Genomic DNA, 19,387 nt, shown 5'->3' with positions numbered 1-19,387 from the left:
GTGGTCCACCCGGTCCGGGTGGGACGACCAGCGGACACTGAAGGGGCGTTGAGTCTTCGATGACGGAACCGACCGCTCGTCTCGTGCGGCTTTCTCCCACGCGTCTGGCCGGATTACGCCGGCGCGCAGGCGACTACTGCGACCGGACCATCACCGCGGCGTGCTCCATCGGGCTGGCGTACTGGGCCACCGGCCGCAGCCCCGACGGCATGGACCTCACCCCCGCCACCCTCTTCGCCGACGTCCTCGGCTGGGTCGACCACGGCGGCGGCGCGGCGGCCGGCTGGGACATCGGCGCGGACGCCCGCAGCATCACCCTCCCCGAAGGCGTCCCACCGGCCGAGGCGCAGCTCGCCCTGGACGACCTGGCCGACTTCCCCGACCGGCCCCTCGCCACGATCACCCCGTCCAGTGGGGCGGCGCGCATCGAGACCCTGGCCCGCTGGAACGACACACGCGCCGACCGGGTCCGCCCGACCATCGTCGAGATGTTCCGCGAGCAGGCGCGCACCCGCCCCGACGCCGTCGCCGTCGTCGACGAGCAACGCTCGCTCACATACGGCCAGGTCGCCCAATTCTCCAGCCAGTTGGCCCATGAACTCCTCGACCGCGGGATCACCGCCGAACAGGTCGTCGGGATCTCCCTCGCCCGCTCCGCCGACATGGTGGTCGCCCTGCTCGGCGTGCTCCAGGCCGGCGCCGCGTTCGTCCCCCTCGACCCGCAGTGGCCCGCCGCACGCAGGGCCGTCGTCATCGAGGACGCGACCGTGGTGCTCCAGCTCAACGACTCGGGCGAACACGACCCCGGCGAACCGGCCGCCGTCGCCGTCGACCTCGGCGACTGGCGCCACGGCTCCCGCCCCGGCGGCGGCACCGGCATCACCACCCCCGGCGACGCCCTCGCCTACGTCATCTTCACCTCCGGCTCCACCGGCCGGCCCAAGGGTGCGATGATCCGGCACGAGGCGATCAGCGAGCGCCTGCTGTGGCAGGTCGACGAGGTCCTGGGCTTCGGCCACGACGACACCTCGCTGTTCAAGGCCCCCCTGTCCTTCGACATCTCCATCAACGAGATCTTCCTGCCCCTGGTGTCCGGCGGCCGCCTGGTGGTCCTGCGGCCCGGCGGCGAACGCGACCCGCACCACCTGCTCGGCGTGATCGCCGACCAGCGCGTCACCTTCACCTACCTGGTGTCGTCCATGCTGGACGTGCTGCTGGACATCGCCGGCGACTCCGGCCGGCTCGACAGCCTGCGGCACGTGTGGTGCGGCGGCGAGGTGCTGACCCCCGAGCTGTACGAGCGGTTCCGCACCCGGCTCGACATACCCATGTACCACGGCTACGGACCGGCCGAGACGACGATCGGCGTCTCCCACGTCATCTACCGGGGCACGGCGGAACGCCTGTCCACCTCGATCGGCAGGGCCAATCCCAACACCCAGCTCTACGTCCTCGACGACGAACTGCGCCTGGTGCCCGTCGGGGTCGGCGGCGAGCTGTACGTGGGCGGCTTCCTGCTCGGCCGCGGATACGCCGGCGCCCCCGGCCTGACGGCCTCCCGGTTCGTCGCCAACCCCTTCGCCGGGGACGGCTCGCGCCTGTACCGGACCGGTGACCTGGCCCGGTACGCACCGGACGGGACGCTGGACTTCCTCGGCCGGGCCGACAACCAGATCAAGATCCGCGGCATGCGGCTGGAGACCGAGGACGTCGAGGCCGGCCTCGCCGAACACCCGCGCGTACGCCACGCCTGCGTCGTCGTGAAGAAGAACACCGCCGGCGGCACCTACCTGGTCGGCTACGTCATCCCCGCCGCGGGAGCCGCGGACCTGCGGGCGGAGGAGGTCGCGGACTGGGCCGCAGGGCACATGGTCGCGTACATGGTGCCCGCCCGCATCGTCGTCGTGAAGGAGTTCCCGCTCACCGCCAACGGCAAGCTCGACCGCGCCGCACTCCCGGAGCCCGGCACCGGGGCGGGCCCGCTCGCCCTGCCCGCCACCGACAACGAGCGCCTGGTGTGCGCGGCGGTCGCCACGCTCCTGCGGCTGGACGCGGTCGGCGTCGACCAGGACTTCTTCCGGCTCGGCGGAGACAGCCTGCTCGCCATCTCGCTGCTCGGCGCGCTGCGCAAGGAGGGCCTGCACGTCACACCGCGGCAGATCTTCACCAACAGCGTGATCGGCGCGCTGGCCGCGGCGGCGACCCCCGCCGACACCGCCGCCGAGGACCATGACGACGTCGCGACCGGCTCCGTCACGGGATCGCCCATCGTGCGCTGGCTCGGCGAGACCACCGACGCCGTCGACGGCTTCGTGCAGTCCGTCGTGCTGAACACCCCCGAGGACCTGACCGCAGTCGCCCTCGACACGATCCTCGCCGCCCTCGTCGAACGCCACGCCGTGCTGCGCGCCCGGCTCGTGCGCGGCGACCACTGGAGCCTCGACGTCCCGGCGCCGGCCGACCGCACCGCCGTCGGGTGGCAGGAGAGCGGCCTGCCGCTCGACGAGTGCGTCGCGCTCGCCACCGGTGCGCTGGACCCCGAGGGCGGTGTCATGCTGCGCGCCGTATGGCGCCGCGACGCCCGGCAGCTCGTCCTCGTCGCCCACCACGTCGTGGTCGACGGAGTGTCCTGGCGCATCCTGATGGAGGACCTCGCCACCGCGTGGCACCGGTACACCTCCGGCGAACCGGTCCGACTGCCGTCCGCGGGCTCCTCGTTCCGCCGGTGGACCCAGCTGCTGGAGCACGCCGCGTTCGACGACGACCTCGCCTCCTACCAGCGCGCCCTGCCCGGGCCGGACGCACCACTGGGCCGGCGCGTGCTCCACGCGGCCGACACCGTCGCGCGCGAGCGGACGACGACCGTCGTGGTCGGCCCCGACGTCACCGCAGCCCTGCTCGGCGACCTGCCCGCCAGGTTCCACGCGGGCGTCAACGACGTGCTGCTGACCGCCCTCGCCGTCACCCTCGCCCGATGGCGCCGCGACCTCGGCCAGGACCAGTCCTTCGCTCACGTCGAACTGGAGGGCCACGGCCGCGAAGCACGCTTCGTCGCGGACGGCGCCGGCTTCGAACCCGAACTCTCCCGGACCGTGGGCTGGTTCACCACCCTCTTCCCGGTCACCGTCGACCCCGGCGCGGCGGCCGACCCCACTGATCCCGCCTACCTGACGGCCGCCCTCAAGGCGGTCAAGGAAGACCTCGCGCGCGTCCCGAGGAACGGCCTCTCCTACGGCGTCCTGCGCCACCTGGCCGGCGCCCGGTTCGACACCCCCGCACCCCAGGTGCTCTTCAACTACCTCGGCCGCTTCGGTGCGGGATCCTCCGGCGACTGGGAACTCGCAGACACCACGGGCCAGTTGGGGGAACGCCGGGACCCCCGGATGCGGCTGCCCCGCGCCCTGGAGTTCAACGCCATCGCCGAACCCGACCCGACCGGCGCCTACCGGCTGGCCACCACCCTCTCCTGGCCCGAAGGGCTGCTCACCGACGAGGACGCCGCGACCATCGGGGCGTACTACCAGGAGACCCTCGCCGCGATCTCCGCACTCGACCACGGCGGCCACACTCCCAGCGACTTCCCCCTGGTCGCCCTCACCCAGGCCGACGTCGACGAGCTGGACGGCCCGGCCCTGCGCGACATCCTGCCGCTGACCCCGCTCCAGGAAGGCCTCTACTTCCACTCCGTCTTCGACGACGGATCCTCCGGCAACTACGTCGAACAGCAACTGCTGACCCTGGAAGGGGAGGCCGACGCCGACCGGCTCGCTGCCGCGGCGACCCGCCTGCTCGCCCTCTTCCCCAACCTCGCCGCCCGCTTCACGCCCCTCGCCGACGGCCGTGTGGTATCCGTGCTCGAAAGCGGCACACCGGCCCCCTTCACCGTCCTGGACCGGCCCGGCATCACCGACGACGAGATCCGCGACCATGCCGAACAGGACCGCCGCGCCGGATTCGACCTGGCCGCCGGCCCGCTCATGCGGTACACGCTCATCCGCGCCGGAGCCGGCCGCACCGTCCTGGTCCAGACCGTGCACCACATCGTCGCCGACGGCTGGTCGGTGCCGCCGATGCTCCGCGCCCTCCTCGCCGAATACCACGCGCCGGGCACCGTGTACCCGGTCGGCGGCCACACCGACTACGTGCGCTGGCTCGCCGGGCGGGACCAGGACGAGAGCGACCGGGTGTGGCGCGAACAGCTGGCCGACCTGCCCGGCCCCTCACTGGTCGCGGAAGGGCACACCCCGTCCGACCGGTTCGCCGACACGGCCGTCGAGCCGGACGGCGACGACCTCGACGAGGCGGTCCGGTCGGCCGGGGTGCCCCTCAGCGTCGCCGTGCACAGCGCCTGGGCGCTGGCCCTCGGCGGCCTCCTGCACCACCGCGACGTCGTCTTCGGCTCCACGGTGTCCGGGCGCGACGCGGAGGTGCCGGGCATCGAGGACATGGTCGGCCTGTTCATCAACACCATCCCCGTCCGCGCCCGCTGGACCGCCGCCACCACGGCCCGCGACCTGCTCGCCTCGGTACGCGAGCACCAGAGCGCCGTACGGCCGCACCAGCACGTCTCACTGGCCCGCATCAGCCGCGGCACCGGCGCCGGCCCGCTCTTCGACACCCTGGTCGTCTTCGACGTCGCGACCGACCCCGCCGCCCTGCGCGGCCGCGACGACTCCCTGTTCATCACCGCCGTCGTCAACGAGGGCGCCCCGCACTATCCGCTGACGCTGGTGGCCGAGCGCACGCCCGACGGCCGGCCCCGCTTCAACCTGATCTACGACGGCACCCTGCTGCGGGAGGCCGGCGCCCGGGCGGTCCTGGCCGCCTTCACCCGTGCCCTCACCGCCCTCCTCACCCGGCCGGACGACCTGGTCGACACTCTGGCCGACGACCTCGCACCCGACGCCGCCCGACGTCCGGCAGGGACGACGGCCCCGACCACCCTGGCCGCCCTCTTCGACGCTGCCGCACGCCGCGACCCGGCCGCCACCGCCGTCACCCAGTGCGCCCTCGACGGCGCCACCCGCTCACTGACCTACGGCGAACTGGCCGCGGCACGCGACGACCTGGCCGCCACCCTGCGCGCCGCCGGCGTCGGCCCCGGCGGCCGCGTCGCCGTCGCCGTACCGCGCTCCCTCGAACAGGTCGTCGCCCTCGTGGCCGCCGTCACCGCAGGCGGTGCCTACGTACCGCTGGACCTCGCCCACCCGGACGGCCGGCTGGAGTACGTCCTCGCCGACGCCGCTCCGCAGGTCGTCCTCGTCGGCCCCGGGCAGCGCGACCGCTTCACCCGGCTGCTGGACCGGGCGGGCGTCCCCGCCCGCGTACTCGTCCAGGGGGAGGAGCCGCTGTCGCACGCCCCGGGCGGCGGGCTCGCTGCCCCCGCGGCCGGCCCGCACGACCCCGCCTACGTCATCTACACCTCCGGATCCACCGGCCGGCCCAAGGGCGTCGTCGTCCCGCACTCCAGCGTGGTGGCCCTGCTCGCCAACACCCGCCCCGACATGGACTTCGGACCGCGCGACGTATGGGTCCAGTTCCACTCGTACTCCTTCGACTTCGCGGTCTGGGAGCTGTGGGGCGCCCTGGCCCACGGCGGCGAACTGCTCGTGCCGGAACACGCGCTGACCCGCTCCCCGGTCGACTTCCACCGGCTGGTGCGCGAACGCGCCGTCACCGTGCTCAACCAGACCCCCTCCGCCTTCTACCAGTTCATCGAAGCCGACCGGCACACCGCCGAGCCGCTCCCCGCACTGCGCCGGATCATCTTCGGCGGTGAGGCGCTGGACCTCGGCCGGCTGCGCGGCTGGATCGAGCGGCACGGCACCGCCTCGCCCGAACTCGTCAACATGTACGGCATCACCGAGACCACCGTCCACGTCACCCACCGGGTCCTGACCGACGAGGACTTCGAGCGCGGCGACGACGTCAGCCCGATCGGCGGCCCGATCCCCGGCCTGGTCACCCATCTGCTCGACGACCGGCTCCGGCCGGTGCCGCCGGGCCGGGTGGGCGCCATCTACGTCGCCGGCGACCAGGTCGCGCTCGGCTACCTGGGGCGGCCCGGGCTCACCGCCGGCCGGTTCGTCGCGGACCCGTTCGCGGGAGGCGGCGCCCGCATGTACCACACCGGCGACCTCGCCCGCCGCACGCTCGACGGCGAGCTGGAGTTCACCGGCCGCGCCGACGACCAGGTGCAGCTCAAGGGCTTCCGCATCGAGCTGGGCGAGGTGGAGGCCGCGATCAGGGAACTCGACGGCGTCGTCGACGCGGCCGTCACCGTCGCGGACAGCGGCGACCACCTCGTCGCCCACATCGCGGGCCGGGTGCCGGGCGATCTCACCGGCCTGCTCTCGGCGAAGCTGCCCGCGCACATGGTGCCCGCCCGGGTGCTGCCGGCCGACGCCCTGCCGCTGACAATCAACGGCAAGCTGGACCGCGAGGCCCTCACCGAACGGGCCGCCACGGCAGGAACGGGCCCGGGCCCGGCCCACGACGGGGCCGTGGTGGCGCAGGACACCGCGCTCACGGCGCTGGTCGCGATCTTCACCGACACCCTGCCCGGCACCGCCGTGGACGGCGACTGCGACTTCTTCCGGGCCGGCGGCGACAGCATCCTCGCCATCACCGTCGTCAACCGGGCCCGGGCACTCGGCCTCGCGATCTCACCGCGGGACGTGTTCCTGCTCAGGACACCGCGTGCCCTCGCCGCCCACCTGGCCACGAGCGCACCGCCGACCGCGGCGCCCGCCTCCGCCACCGCTCCGGCCGCCCCCGAGGACGGCCCGATCACCCCGACCCCGATCATCCTGCGCCTGCGCCGGCTGGGCGGCTCCCTCGCCCGGTTCGCCCAGGCCCGCGCCCTGACCGCCCCCGAAGGCACCGGATTCGCCGACGCCGAGCGCGCCGCGAAGGCCGTCGTGGCCGCGCACCCGGCCCTGCGGCTGCGCCTGCGCGTCGAGCACGGCGTATGGGCCCTGCGTACCGAACCGGCACGCGCGGTCGGCGTCGTACGCGCGGACACCACCGACCCCGAGACCGCGGCCGACGAGGCCGCGGGACGCCTCGACCCGGAGAACGGCGACGTCATCGCGTTCTCGTGGCTTGAGACGAGCCGCACCCTGGTGGTCGCCGTGCACCACCTCGCCGTCGACACCGTGTCCTGGCTGATCCTGCTGGACGACCTGGACGCCGCCCTGCGCGCAGCGCCCCCGGCGCCGCGGACCACCCCCTACGCCGAGTACGCGCGGGCTCTGGCCGCCCCGTCGGCCCACCCCGCCGACGACGGTCTCGAACACTGGATCACCACGCTCCAGGCGCCTCCGATGCTGCCCGCCGTCCGGGCACCGCGCGACACCGTGACCGTGCTCCCGCCCGACGTGAGCGACCTCGTCACCCGCACCGCGCCCGCCGCACTCGGCGTCGGCCTCACCGAGCTGCTGTGCGGCGCCCTGCGCACCGCGCTGACCCGCGTCCAGCCCACACCCACCGACCTCGCGGTCGACCTGGAGCGGCACGGCCGCGATCCGGTACTGCCCCACCACGACTACACCCGTACGGTCGGCTGGTTCACCTCCATCGCGCCCGTCCGGCTCACCGCGCACACCGACCCGGTCGCCGCGGCCCGCGAGGTCGCCGTCCGCCGGCCGGACGAGCGCGCCCACCTCGCCTACGGCCGGCTCCGCTACCTCGACCCGCAGACCGCCCCGCTCCTGGAAGCCCACCCGCAGGTGCTGTTCAACTACCTCGGCCGGGGCGGCGAGTCCCAGGCCCTGCCCCTCACCGGCGGCGACCGGGACAGCAGCCCCTACGCCGTCGAGGTCAACGCCTGGACGGACGCGGCCACCGGCAGCCTCCACGCCGTCTTCACCCTCGCCGAGGGCGTCTCCGACGGGATCACCGGGCACTGGCGCGACGCACTGGAGCGCATCGCGGAAGCCTCCACGACCGCCGAGCGCACCGCGCCGGTCACCCCGCTCCAGCGCGGCCTGTTCTTCCAGGCCCAGCTGGGCGGACCGGCCGGACACTACGTCGCGCAGAGCTGGTTCACCTTCGACCGGCGCCTGGACGCCGACGCCCTGGCCGAGGCCATGGCCCGGGTGATCGCCCGCCACCCCTCGGTGGGCGCCGGCTTCGCCACCGACGACGAAGGCAACGCCGTGCAGGTCCTCGCGGCCGGCCGGCGCGTCGACGTCCGCACCGTCGACCTCGCGACGGACGCCGAGGTCGACACCCTGCTGGCCCGGGACCGCGACACCGGATTCGACACGGGCCGGCCGCCGCTGATCAGGCTGACCGTGGTGCGCCGCCCCGACGGCCGCGACGGCCTGCTGCTCAGCTACCACCTCCTGCTGTGGGACGGCTGGTCCCGGGAGACCGTGCTCCGCGACCTGTTCGACGCCTACGAAGCCGCCCTGGCGGGCGAGCCGGCGGCGCCCGCCCCGGCCACCCCGAGCTTCGAGGACCACGCCCGGGCCCTCGCCGCCAAGGACCCCGCCGAGGCGGAACGGTTCTGGGCGCGGCACCTCACCGGTCTCCCCGGCCCGACGCTGCTCGCAGGACCGGCGCCGGCCCTCGCCGACGGCCTGCCCCGCACCCTCCTCCACACGCTCGACCCCGAACGGTCGCAGCAGCTGCGGGACACCGCCCGCACCCACGGCGTCACCCTGAACTCGGTGCTGACCGGTGCCTTCGGCCTCCTGCTCGGCGCCCGGACGGGCCGCAGCGACGCCGTGTTCGGCGTGACCGTCTCGGGCCGGGAGGGCGAGGGCCTGGACGGCATCGTCGGCGTACTGCTCAACACCGTGCCCGTGTGGACGCGGCCACGGCCGGGCGACACCGTAGGCGAATACCTGTCGGCCGTGCAGGCCGCCCGGGTCGAGGCGATGGAGCACGAGCACATCGGGCTCGGCGAGATACAGCGGGCCGGCGGACACGACACGCTCTTCGACAACCTCTTCGTCCTCCAGAACTTCCTGGACATGGACGCCCTCGCCGAGATGAACGCCCGCCACGGCATCACCGGGGTCCGCGCCGACGACTCCACCCACTACCCGTACACCTGGGTGGTCACCCCGGGCGACCGGCTCACGGTGAAGCTGGAGTACCGCGACCACGACACCCCGGCCGCCCGCCGACTCCTTGACGACTACCTGCGCCTCCTCGACGACCTGGCCCGGACCCCGGGACCGGTCGGCGCCCTGCCGGGCCTGGGACCGCGGCCCGAGCCCGCCGAGCGCACCGACGTCGGCACGGACACCGTCGTCGACCGGTTCGACCTGGCGGCCGACCGCGACCCCGGGAGGACCGCCCTCGTCGCCCACGGACACGCCATGACCTTCGCCGACCTCCGGGACCGCAGCCGCGCCGTGGCCGGAGTCCTCGCCGGGCGCGGCATCGGCCCCGAGACCACCGTAGGCCTCGCCGTCCCCCGCTCCCTCGACTCGATCGTGGCGCTGTTCGCCGTACTGCGCACGGGCGCCGCCTACGTGCCGCTGGAGCTGGACCACCCCGACGAACGGATCGAGGCGATCGTCGCGGACGCCCGCCCGGAGGTGATCCTCACCGTCAGCGCCGTGTCCCTGCGGCTGGGCCGGCTGCCCGGCGACCTGATCGAGCTGGACCGGCCGCTCCCCGCGGCCGAGCCGTTCACCACCTTCGCCCCCGACGACCCGCACCGCTTGCGCCACCCCGCGTACACGATCTACACCTCCGGATCGACCGGCAGGCCCAAGGGCGTGGTGACCGAGTACGCGGGCCTGACCAACATGCTGGTCAACCACCAGCGCCGGATCTTCGAACCGGTCCTGGCCGACCACGGCCACCGGGTCTTCCGGATCGCGCACACCGTGTCGTTCGCCTTCGACATGTCGTGGGAGGAACTGCTGTGGCTCGCCGACGGCCATGAGGTGCACATCTGCGACGAGGAACTGCGCCGCGACGCCCCCCGGCTCGTCGAGTACTGCCTCCGGCACGGGATCGACGTCGTCAACGTCACCCCGAGCTACGCCCGGCAACTGGTGGCCGAGGGCCTGCTCGACGACCCGGACCGGCGGCCCGCCCTCGTACTGCTGGGCGGCGAGGCCGTCACGCCCGAGCTGTGGCGGCGGCTCGCCGAGACGGACGGCACCGCCGGCTACAACCTGTACGGACCCACCGAGTACACCATCAACACCCTCGGCGTCGGCACCTTCGAATGCGAGGACCCGGTGGTGGGCGTGGCCATCGACAACACCGACGTGTACGTCCTGGACCCCTGGCTGCGCCCCCTCCCCGACGGCGTCCCCGGCGAGCTGTACGTGGCGGGCATCGGCATCGCGCGCGGCTACCTCGGGCAGGCCGCCCAGACCGCGCACCGCTTCGTCGCCTGCCCGTTCGGCCGGCCCGGCGAGCGCATGTACCGCACCGGCGACCTGGTGGCGCGGCGGCCCGACGGGAACCTGGCGTACCTGGGCCGCACCGACCAGCAGGTCAAGATCCGGGGACACCGCGTCGAACCGGGCGAGGTGGAGGCCGCGTTCGCCGCGCACCCGGCGGTCCGGTTCGCCGCCGCGGTCCCCCAGCCCGATCCCCAGGTCGACGGCGCGTTCCGGCTGGCCGCCTACCTCGTACTGGACGGCTCCGACCTGGCGACGGTCGCCGCCGAAGTGGGCGCCGCACTGCCGGACTTCCTGCGCCCCACGCACTATGCCCAGGTCGACGCGATCCCGCTGACGGTGAACGGGAAGGCCGACGCCAGGGCACTGCCCGAGGCCCGGCCGCTGGGCGCGCTGACCACGGTGGGGGAGCGCGGCCCGCGGACCGCGACCGAGACCGCCGTCTGCGCGTTCTTCGCCGAGGCACTGGACCTGGACGACGACGAGGTGAGTGCGGTGGGCGACTTCGTGTCCCTCGGCGGACACTCCATGCTGGCGGTGCGGCTGATCGGCCTGCTCCGCCGGGAGTACGGTCCAGTGATCACGATCCGAGACCTGTTCACCCTGCGCACCCCGGAAGCGATTGCCCGCCACCTCGATGACAACTCCTGACACGCAGCGGCCCCGCTCGGGGTCCGACATCCTGCGCATCGCACTGCGCCGCAACGTCGGCGCCATGGCCTGGGGCACCGTCCTCATGGGCCTGTACCAGGCCGGCGAGACCGCCTTCCCCATCGCGCTCGGCCTGATCGTCGAGCACACGATGCGGGACCGGGCCCCCGGCGCCCTGGTGCTGTCGATCGCCGCGCTGGCCGTGATCATCACGACGGTGTCGCTGTCGTGGCGGTTCGGCATGCGCATCCTCCAGAAGGCCAACACGACCGAGGCGCACCGCTGGCGGGTGCAGGTCGCCGACTGCGGGCTCCAGCCCGTGGCCAGGGACGTCGACCTCAAGTCGGGCGAGGTCCTGACCATCGCCACCGAGGACGCCGACCAGACGGCCGACATCATCGAGGTGGTGCCCCTGCTGATCAGCTCGCTCGTCGCGGTGCTGGTCGCCGCCGCCGCGCTGGGGCTGGCGGACCTGCGGCTCGGCCTGCTGGTCATCGTCGGCACCGTCGCGATCCTGTCGATCCTGTCGGTGCTGTCCCGGCGGATCGGCTCCAGTACGCGCGAACAGCAGGCCCGGGTGGCCCGGGCGGGGGCGAAGGTCGCCGACCTGATCACCGGTCTGCGCCCGCTGCACGGCTTCGGAGGCAACCACGCGGCCTTCCGCTCCTACCGGACGGTCAGCACCGAGGCGAAGCTGCAGGCGGTCACCGTCGCCGGGGTGAACGGCGCGTACGCCGGCACGGCCATGGCCCTCAACGCGGCGCTGGCCGTCGCGGTGACGCTGACGGCCGGGGGGCTGGCCTTCGACGGCCGCATCACCATCGGCGAACTCGTCATGGCCGTGGGACTGGCGCAGTTCATCATGGAACCGCTCAAGATGTTCTCCGACATGCCCAAGTACGTGATGATGGCGCGGGCTTCGGCGGAGCGGATGGCGCTGGTGCTGACCGCGCCCCCGGTCTCGGTCCCGGGCCCGCGGCGTCCCGCCCCCGGCGGCGACCTGGAGATCGACGGCGTCCGCCACGGAGCCCTGCGCGCCCTGAAGTTCCATGTTCCGGCGGGCGAGTTCGTCGCCGTCGCCGCCTACCAGCCGCGCGCCGCGGCCGACCTCGCCGCAGTCCTGGCCGTGAAGGTCCCGCCGCACGCGTACCAGGGGGCCGTGCGGGTCGGCGGGCAGGAGATCAGTGAGCTGTCGGTGGAGGCGGTCCGCGAGCACATGCTCGTGAACCCTTGTGACGCGGAGGTGTTCGCGGGCACGCTGCGTACCAACATCGACCCGTCGGGCCGCAGCCGCTCGGTCGCGGAGGCCGTCGAGGCGTCCATGCTGACCGACGTCGTGGCCCTGCACCGGGAGGGACTCGACTACGCCGTCCGCGACCGCGGGGCGAACCTGTCCGGCGGGCAGCGCCAACGGCTCTCGCTGGCCCGGGCCCTGGCCGCCGACAGCGACGTCCTCGTCCTGCACGACCCGACGACGGCCGTCGACGCCGTCACCGAACAGCTCATCGCACGCAACATCGCCCGGCTGCGCCGGGGCCGGACCACCGTCGTGATCACGAGCAGTCCGGCCCTCCTGGACGCCGCCGACCGGGTCCTGGTCCTGGACGACGGCGTCATCACCGCCGAGGACACCCACCGCAACCTGCTCGCCACCGACCAGGGCTACTGCCTGGCGGTGGCCAGGTGAGCGCTCGGGTCAGCCCGGGACCGGCCGTGTTGGGGGCGCCGGCGAAACCCGTGCAGGGGTGGTGGCGGCCGGGACTATCCCAGGGCCCACGCGACATCCCTGAGCAGGGCGTGGCGCCACCCCGCGCGGTCGTGGGCGGAGGGTGAGCGCGACACGCGTACGGCGGCCCCCGCCTGGGCGGCCAGGGTCTCGACCAGCGCGCAGTGGGGCAGCATCCGCGTCTCGTGTTCCCCCACGTCGAAGGCGACCCGCAGCCCCGACAGGTCGACGCGCTCGCGCAGCCGCGCCGCGACGGCGCCGCCGAGCGGGCCGCCCAGCGGGTCCGCGAGGTCCGGGGCACCGGGTGCCCACCAGAACGACGGGGACTGGCAGGCCACCCGCGACACCAGGTCCGGGAACTCCAGAGCGGCGTACATCGCGCTCAGCCCGCCGAGGCTCTGCCCGGCGGCCACCAGACGGTCCGGGTCCGCGGACAGGCCCGTCTGCGCCACCAGCGGCAGCAGTTCGTCCCGTACCGCCTCCCACAGTTGCGGCCGGCATCCGAACTCGGCCTCCCGGTCCCGGGTCGGCAGGAAGACGAGGGTGACGGGGGGCATCGCGCCGGCCGCGACGGCCGCGTCGAACGCCGCCATGGCCGGGTGCAGGTACAGCCAGTCGTCCCCGTCGAGGAGCAGCACCACCGGACCGCCGCCGCCCGCCGGGTGGACCCGTACGGTGCGCCGCCCGCCCAGGCGTTCGCTCGTCCATCGGATCCGGGTGCGCGGCAGGGGGAGCACCTGGTCGGCGCCGAGGGCGGGCCAGTACGGCTGGGCCGGCGCGTCCGGCGTCGCGGCGACGGACCGGTCAGCGCCCGCACCGGCCGGGTTGAACGGGTCGGCGCACTCCGCGCCTTCCGCGAGGAACCGGTAGGTGACCCGCAGCCGCGTGGGCATGCGGACCTGCGCGTACCAGCAGTCCGTGTCGCCCCACCGGTGCAGCGCCACCGGCTCCGACCAGCTCTCGAAGACGATGGTCGCCGGGGAGCCGCGCCACAGGAACAGGGTTGCCCAGCCGCCGTCCTGCGCGGGAACGCACACGGGCCCTTCCGCCGCCGCCCAGAACGCCTCGGAGCCGGGTTCGCCGGGCAGTCCGTACGCGGCGAAGGCGCCCTGCGCACCGGCGCCTTGGCCGGGGACGGTGTCGGGCCGGCGCATGCGGGTCTCCTTGTGAGCGGCAAGGGGAGGGACTAAGCTCGATGCAATGAGGTGAGCCTAACCTAATCGTGACGTTCCGGGGAGGCGACGACCGTGAGCACCAACCCCTTCGACGACGACGAGGGCCGCTTCCTCGTCCTGGTGAACGACGAGGGCCAGCACTCGCTCTGGCCGTCCTTCGCCGAGGTCCCCGGCGGATGGACGATCGCCCTCGGCGAGAACAGCCGGGCGACGTGCCTGGACTTCGTCGAGGCGAACTGGACCGATCTGCGGCCCCGTTCCCTCGCCCGGACGATGGACGTCTGACCCTCCACCGCCCCTCCGGCATGGTCGGCCGTGCCGGCCGACCACTTCGGGGTCCCGCACGATGCTCTGCACCCGGCTGACCAACGCCCGCTTCCCCCCGGCATCACCCTGGTCGGCTGCTCCGACCGCCCGGTGACGGACGGGTCCCCGCTGCGTGCCGTCCAGTGCAGGGTCGAGCGCGCCTCCGAGTCCGGCCGCCGGACCTGGGCCCGGCGCGTCCGCGGGCCGTCAGCAGGCGCGGACCGGCTGGTGGTCGTGGACGAAGCGGGCCGAGACCCAGCCCTTGGAGCCGTGCAGGCGGTACCAGACGGGGTTGCCGTCCACCCATCCGCCGCGCGTCTGGCAGCTGAGGAGCACGCGCTGACCGGGGCGGAGCGACTTGACGGCGGCGGAGTACACGGTCGGCCTCGCGCGTACGTGGAGCGGCGCGTCCGAGACCACCTCACCCACCGGGTACGCGGCCCGGGGTGCGGCGGTATCCGGCGCGGCCCCGTGCTGCTGGGCGGCCCACCCGGCGCCGCCCATCGGGCCGAGCGCCAGGCCGGCGGCCAGCGCGCACATCAGTACGGACTTGTTCATCTTCGGCCCTCTTCTCGGACGACTTGGGCGCGGGCATGCCCCGGCGGACCGCGGACGGTCGAGAGTGCCCTTCACGACTATCCGCGCGGACAGGGGGAGCTCCGGGGCCGACACGTCCGCCGTTCCCCCCGATGGCCCGCGGGCCGTCGCGGCCGTGCCCCTGTTCGGGCGCATGTCCGGATCCCGCTGTTTCGGACGCGGACGAACGAGCAGACGCGAGCCACGGCACCCGGTGTCGTCGGTGCCGTCGCGCCGCCGTGCCGCCGCGGCCGGACGGCGCGCCCCCGACCGCCCGGCCCCCGGCCCTCCGCCGCCCTCCCGCAGAGACGAGTCATCATGGACCACCGGCCCCACGTCCCCGAGCAGGACCTGACCTGGACGACCGAGATCCACCAGGCCCGTACCCGGCTGCGGTTCCCCCTCCGGGCCACGTTCCACTGGTCGTCCGGGAACCCGCTGGAAGTCGAGGTCACCTTCCACCCGGTGGGTGCCGGCGACGTGACCTGGGTGATCGGGCGCGACCTCCTCGCCAGCGGCCTGCGCACCCTGGCGGGAACGGGCGAGGTGCGGGTCCGGCCGTGCGCCGGGCCCGGCCGGACGGGACAGGTCCTCCTGCGGCTGGGGACGGCGCCCCCGTACGCCCTCTTCCTGCTGGACCGGGCGGGGCTGGAGTCCTGGCTGGACAAGACCTGGGCGGCGGTTCCGGCCGGCGGCGAAGCGGAGCGCCTGGACTGGGAGTTCTTCGAAGGCCTGCTCGCGGACAGTCCTTAGGTCCTGTCTGGAGTTCCCCCGCGGCGGTGCCAGACGCCGCAACGCCGCGCCGGAACTCCAGACAGGACCTAGCCCTGGCGGGTGCGTGCGGCAGGCGGCTGCTCTGGCGTCGGAGGAGGGACGGCGCCGGCCCCGTAGCCGCTCATGCACCCTCCGTGAACACGGGCGCCTCGCAGCGGGGGCGTCACACCAGGGGAAGGGCCCTGTCGTCCGGGACGTCCGCCGACCCGGAGCCCGGCGAGGCCGTCGGGGCGCCCAGCGGCCCCGCGAGGTAGGCCAGGAGGCCGGCGATCTCACGGCCGGCCTCCGCCGGGTGGCGGAAGCGCGCGCCGGGGGCGATGGCGTAGCGGTTGCGCCGCCCGTCCCGGGTCCGGGTGAGGTACCCGTCCGTCTCCAGGTCCGTGACGATCGTCTGCACGGTGCGCTCGGTGAGGTCGCAGCTGGCCGCGATGTCGCGCAGCCGGATCCCCGGGTCGCGCGCGATGGCGATCAGGACCCGGGCGTGGTTCGTCAGAAAGGTCCAGTGGTTCCGACGGGAACCCGCGTGCTCGTTCTCCACTCCGACATTGTTGAGGGGTGAATCGCGAAAAGCAAATCCCGAAAAGTTTTTCCGGTATAACTTGACGTGTGTCCGGGGCCCCGGCAGGGTGCAGGGAAGCGGAAGGGGACTTCCGCAGCGACCGAGCAACGAGCGACCGAGAGATCGCGCAACGCGCCGCAAGCACCTGTGCCCAAGGAGCGAAGACGATGACCATGACGGCCACGACCGAGGCCACCACCTCGACGACGCCTCCCACGACGGCCACCGCCCCCGCCGGTGGCGCCGCAGCGGGCTCCGCGCTGAGCGGGCTGCCCGAGGTGCCCTGCCCGCGGGAACTGTCGACCGTCGACGCCCGGCAGCTGACCCGGGTGTTCTTCGAGCGGCTGCGCAGCCTCGAAGAGGGCACCCGCGAGTACCAGTACGTGCGCGGCACGCTGATCGAGATGAACATCTCACTGGTGAACTTCGCCGCACGGCCGTTCCGCGACCGTCCCGGCGGCCCCGAGAACGAGGACATCGTCCAGGTCGGCATCATCGGCCTCATCAAGGCCATCGACCGTTACGACCCCGACCGCAACACCCAGTTCACCACGCTCGCCGTGCCCTACATCACAGGTGAGATCAAGCGCCACTTCCGCGACACCACATGGGCCGTGCGGGTCCCGCGCCGGCTCCAGGAGCAGCGCCTGCTGCTCGCGAAGGCCACGGAGGAGCTGACCTCCGAGACGGACCACGCGCCCACCCCGGCGGAACTGGCCGCCCACCTGGGCCTCACCGAGGACGAGGTCCGCCAGGGCCTGGTGGCCGCCAACGCCTACTCCACCCAGTCCCTCGACGCGCCCCAGAGCGAAGCCGGCGGCACCGGGACCGCCGCGGGCGGACAGCCCGCCCGCTCCCTGGCCGAGACCGTCGGCGACCTCGACCCCGCCCTGGAGGCCGTCGAGGACCGTCAGGTCCTGGGACCCCTCCTCGCCGACCTGGACGAGCGCAGCACCCGCATCCTGGAGCTCCGCTTCGGCCGGGAGATGACCCAGGCGGAGATCGGCGAGGAGGTCGGCCTCTCCCAGATGCACGTCTCCCGCCTCCTCAACCGCACCCTGGAGAACCTGCGCGAGGAGATGCTGCGCGACTGACCGGCGGTCCGAGGACCTCAGGGGGCCGGGCGGCCGTCGCCGCCCGGCCGCCCCGACCCGTTCCCGAGACCTGACACCGGGGAGTCATGAACAGCTTCGTCCGACTGCTGGCCCTCCTGGGCGGCTCCGTCGTGCTCACCCTCGTCGTGGGCCGCCTCACCGACCTGCTGCTGCGGCGTGCCGACGTCCGCCACCCCGAGACACCCCTGTGGAACATGCTGCGCCGCTGCGGCCCGTCGGTGCGGGTGCTGCTCTTCACGGCGGTGCTGCGCGGGGCGTACCGGCAGATCGAATGGCGGCCGCTGCACGACCACGAGGCCGCCGTGGGCCGGACCCTGACGCTCGTGCTGATCGGCGCGGGCGCGTGGTGCGTCGTCGGCGTCGCCTCCGCCATCGTGGAATCCTCCTACGCCCGCTATGCGTTGGGCACCCGCGACCCCTCGCGCGTACGCCGGGTCCGCACCCAGGTGACGCTCATCAGAAGGATCGTCACCGCCGTCGTCGCCGTGGTCGCGGCGGCCGCGATGCTGCTCACCTTCCCCGCCTTCCGAGCCGTCGGCACGTCCGTACTGGCCTCGGCCGGCATCATCGGCATCGTCGCGGGCGTGGCCGCCCAGTCCACTCTCGGCAACCTCTTCGCCGGCTTCCAGATCGCCTTCGGCGACATGGTGCGCATCGGTGACACGGTCGTCGTCGACGGGGAGTGGGGCGTGGTCGAGGAGGTGACGCTCACCCTGATCGCCGTGCGCACCTGGGACGAGCGCAGGATCACCATGCCCGTCTCGTACTTCACCTCGCGGCCCTTCGAGAACTGGTCGCGCGGCGGCGTCCAGATGACCGGCACGGTCTTCCTCCACTGCGACCACACCGCCCCCGTCCCCCTGATGCGCGAGAAGCTGAAGGAGATCCTGGACGGCTGCGAGGCCTGGGACGGCCGCGGCTGGGACCTGGCCGTCACCGACGCCACCCCCACCACCATCGTGGTCCGGGCGATCGTGACCGCCAAGGACGCGGACAGCCTGTGGACGGCCCGCTGCGAGGTACGCGAGCAACTGGTCGGCTGGCTGGCCGAGAAGCACCCCTACGCCCTGCCCCGCGTCGCCACGTCCACGGCCGTACCCTCGCCGGACGCCGGTACGGGACCGCTCGCGGGAGCGCGTACCGGGCCCCGCGCCGACGTCAGGCGGCCAGCGGGGTGAAGGGGTACAGCCCGTCCGCACCCGGCTGCACGACGCCGTAACTGCTCTCCGGCACCTCGTTCCACGCCCCGGGCAGATCGCCGAGGGGCTCGGACACCACCAGGCGGGTCTCGTCGGACACGCCCTGGAGGAAGCGTATGTCGGGGTGCAGTTTGCGCAGCGTGTCCACCCGGCTGCTGTAGAAGAGCGACCGCGAGGTGCCCTCGCTGGAGTAGCGGAAGGCCCACACCGCGGCCCCGTTGGTGACGGCCACCGTCATCTGCATCGGGTATTCCACGCCGTGCTCGCGGCCGACGCGCTCCACCACCCCCACCATCCTGGCGACGGCGCCCGGAGGGTCCTCCTCCAGGCCGAAGGTGAGCGCCAGGTAGAACATGACCTCCGAGTCCGTCGTGCCCTCGATCTCCCCGAACAGCTCGGGATCGACGAGCAGGGCGAGGTCCCGCCGCATCGCGTGGAAGCCGGCGATGGCTCCGTTGTGCATCCACATCCAGCGGCCGTGCCGGAAGGGGTGACAGTTCGTCTGCTGCACCGCCGTGCCCGTCGACGCCCGGATGTGGGCGAAGAACACGGGCGAGGTGACGTGGTCCGCCAGCTCCCGCAGGTTGCGGTTGTTCCATGCGGGACCGACGTCCCTCATCAGGGCGGGTGTGCCGTCGCCGCTGCCGCCGTCCGGATACCACCCGATGCCGAAACCGTCACCGTTGGTCGTCTCCACGCCCAGCTTCGAGTGGAGGCTCTGGTCGATCAGCGAGTGGGCGGGTTTGTACAGGATGGTGTCGAGCAGCACAGGGGTTCCCGAATACGCCAGCCACCGGCACATGTGCGATCACCTGACTCGTCCGCCCCGTCCGGTTGGCCGTGTCGTGCCGCGGTACGGCCGGGGCTGTAACCGCCCGCATGGGCGCCCCGTCGCCCATGCGCCATTCTCCCGCCGCCCGGCGGGGGCCG

General features: G+C 73.6%; 10 protein-coding genes. 6 read left to right on the top strand and 4 right to left on the bottom strand.

Translation table 11 applies throughout. From position 1 onward, the window contains the following. Positions 1 to 59 precede the first annotated feature (59 nt). A complete protein-coding gene (locus ACFWFZ_RS20665; RefSeq protein WP_387124239.1) occupies positions 60 to 11,027 on the top strand; it encodes an amino acid adenylation domain-containing protein in 10,968 nt (3,655 codons plus the stop codon). After that, a complete protein-coding gene (locus ACFWFZ_RS20660) occupies positions 11,014 to 12,714 on the top strand; it encodes an ABC transporter ATP-binding protein (protein WP_387124238.1) in 1,701 nt (566 codons plus the stop codon). The genes ACFWFZ_RS20665 and ACFWFZ_RS20660 overlap by 14 nt, the downstream gene beginning before the upstream one ends. A gap of 74 nt (positions 12,715 to 12,788) precedes the next feature. Here the strand turns inward: ACFWFZ_RS20660 and ACFWFZ_RS20655 are convergent, their stop codons facing one another. Beyond that, positions 12,789 to 13,907 carry an alpha/beta hydrolase-fold protein gene (locus ACFWFZ_RS20655; RefSeq protein ID WP_387124237.1) on the bottom strand — a complete coding sequence of 373 codons (1,119 nt, stop codon included), beginning with the start codon at positions 13,905 to 13,907 and terminating at the stop codon, positions 12,789 to 12,791. Between the two features lie 93 nt (positions 13,908 to 14,000). On the opposite strand from ACFWFZ_RS20655, the gene ACFWFZ_RS20650 reads away from it, so the two are divergent. After that, positions 14,001 to 14,213: an MbtH family protein gene (locus ACFWFZ_RS20650; RefSeq protein WP_387124236.1), complete on the top strand. Its 213-nt coding sequence runs from the start codon at positions 14,001 to 14,003 to the stop codon at positions 14,211 to 14,213. A gap of 228 nt (positions 14,214 to 14,441) precedes the next feature. Here the strand turns inward: ACFWFZ_RS20650 and ACFWFZ_RS20645 are convergent, their stop codons facing one another. Further along, on the bottom strand, positions 14,442 to 14,792 hold the full coding sequence (locus ACFWFZ_RS20645) for an SH3 domain-containing protein (RefSeq protein WP_387124235.1): 351 nt from the start codon (positions 14,790 to 14,792) through the stop codon (positions 14,442 to 14,444). A 336-nt stretch (positions 14,793 to 15,128) separates the two neighbouring features. On the opposite strand from ACFWFZ_RS20645, the gene ACFWFZ_RS20640 reads away from it, so the two are divergent. After that, entirely contained in the window at positions 15,129 to 15,563 is a 435-nt protein-coding gene (locus ACFWFZ_RS20640) for an SsgA family sporulation/cell division regulator (protein WP_387124234.1), read from the top strand. Positions 15,564 to 15,747: 184 nt separating this feature from the next. Here the strand turns inward: ACFWFZ_RS20640 and ACFWFZ_RS20635 are convergent, their stop codons facing one another. After that, entirely contained in the window at positions 15,748 to 16,122 is a 375-nt protein-coding gene (locus ACFWFZ_RS20635; RefSeq protein ID WP_387124233.1) for a helix-turn-helix transcriptional regulator, read from the bottom strand. 194 nt (positions 16,123 to 16,316) lie between these two features. On the opposite strand from ACFWFZ_RS20635, the gene ACFWFZ_RS20630 reads away from it, so the two are divergent. Beyond that, on the top strand, positions 16,317 to 17,237 hold the full coding sequence (locus tag ACFWFZ_RS20630) for a SigB/SigF/SigG family RNA polymerase sigma factor (protein WP_387124281.1): 921 nt from the start codon (positions 16,317 to 16,319) through the stop codon (positions 17,235 to 17,237). Between the two features lie 86 nt (positions 17,238 to 17,323). Then, positions 17,324 to 18,436: a mechanosensitive ion channel family protein gene (locus ACFWFZ_RS20625; RefSeq protein WP_387124232.1), complete on the top strand. Its 1,113-nt coding sequence runs from the start codon at positions 17,324 to 17,326 to the stop codon at positions 18,434 to 18,436. Here the strand turns inward: ACFWFZ_RS20625 and ACFWFZ_RS20620 are convergent. Then, positions 18,417 to 19,259: a class II glutamine amidotransferase gene (locus ACFWFZ_RS20620; RefSeq protein ID WP_387124231.1), complete on the bottom strand. Its 843-nt coding sequence runs from the start codon at positions 19,257 to 19,259 to the stop codon at positions 18,417 to 18,419. The genes ACFWFZ_RS20625 and ACFWFZ_RS20620 overlap by 20 nt on opposite strands. Positions 19,260 to 19,387: the final 128 nt, after the last annotated feature.

The organism is Streptomyces sp. NPDC060232, from assembly GCF_042726555.1.
GTDB lineage: Bacteria > Actinomycetota > Actinomycetes > Streptomycetales > Streptomycetaceae > Streptomyces.
Note: the sequence above shows the minus strand (reverse complement) of the source record. Positions and strands in the feature narration are given on the sequence as shown.

Coding starts and splice junctions, on each gene's coding strand:
- ACFWFZ_RS20665 (WP_387124239.1), top strand. CDS start 60: ATGACGGAACCGACCGCTCGTCTCGTGCGGCTTTCTCCCACGCGTCTG.
- ACFWFZ_RS20660 (WP_387124238.1), top strand. CDS start 11,014: ATGACAACTCCTGACACGCAGCGGCCCCGCTCGGGGTCCGACATCCTG.
- ACFWFZ_RS20655 (WP_387124237.1), bottom strand. CDS start 13,907: ATGCGCCGGCCCGACACCGTCCCCGGCCAAGGCGCCGGTGCGCAGGGC.
- ACFWFZ_RS20645 (WP_387124235.1), bottom strand. CDS start 14,792: ATGAACAAGTCCGTACTGATGTGCGCGCTGGCCGCCGGCCTGGCGCTC.
- ACFWFZ_RS20640 (WP_387124234.1), top strand. CDS start 15,129: ATGGACCACCGGCCCCACGTCCCCGAGCAGGACCTGACCTGGACGACC.
- ACFWFZ_RS20630 (WP_387124281.1), top strand. CDS start 16,317: ATGACGGCCACGACCGAGGCCACCACCTCGACGACGCCTCCCACGACG.
- ACFWFZ_RS20625 (WP_387124232.1), top strand. CDS start 17,324: ATGAACAGCTTCGTCCGACTGCTGGCCCTCCTGGGCGGCTCCGTCGTG.
- ACFWFZ_RS20620 (WP_387124231.1), bottom strand. CDS start 19,259: ATGTGCCGGTGGCTGGCGTATTCGGGAACCCCTGTGCTGCTCGACACC.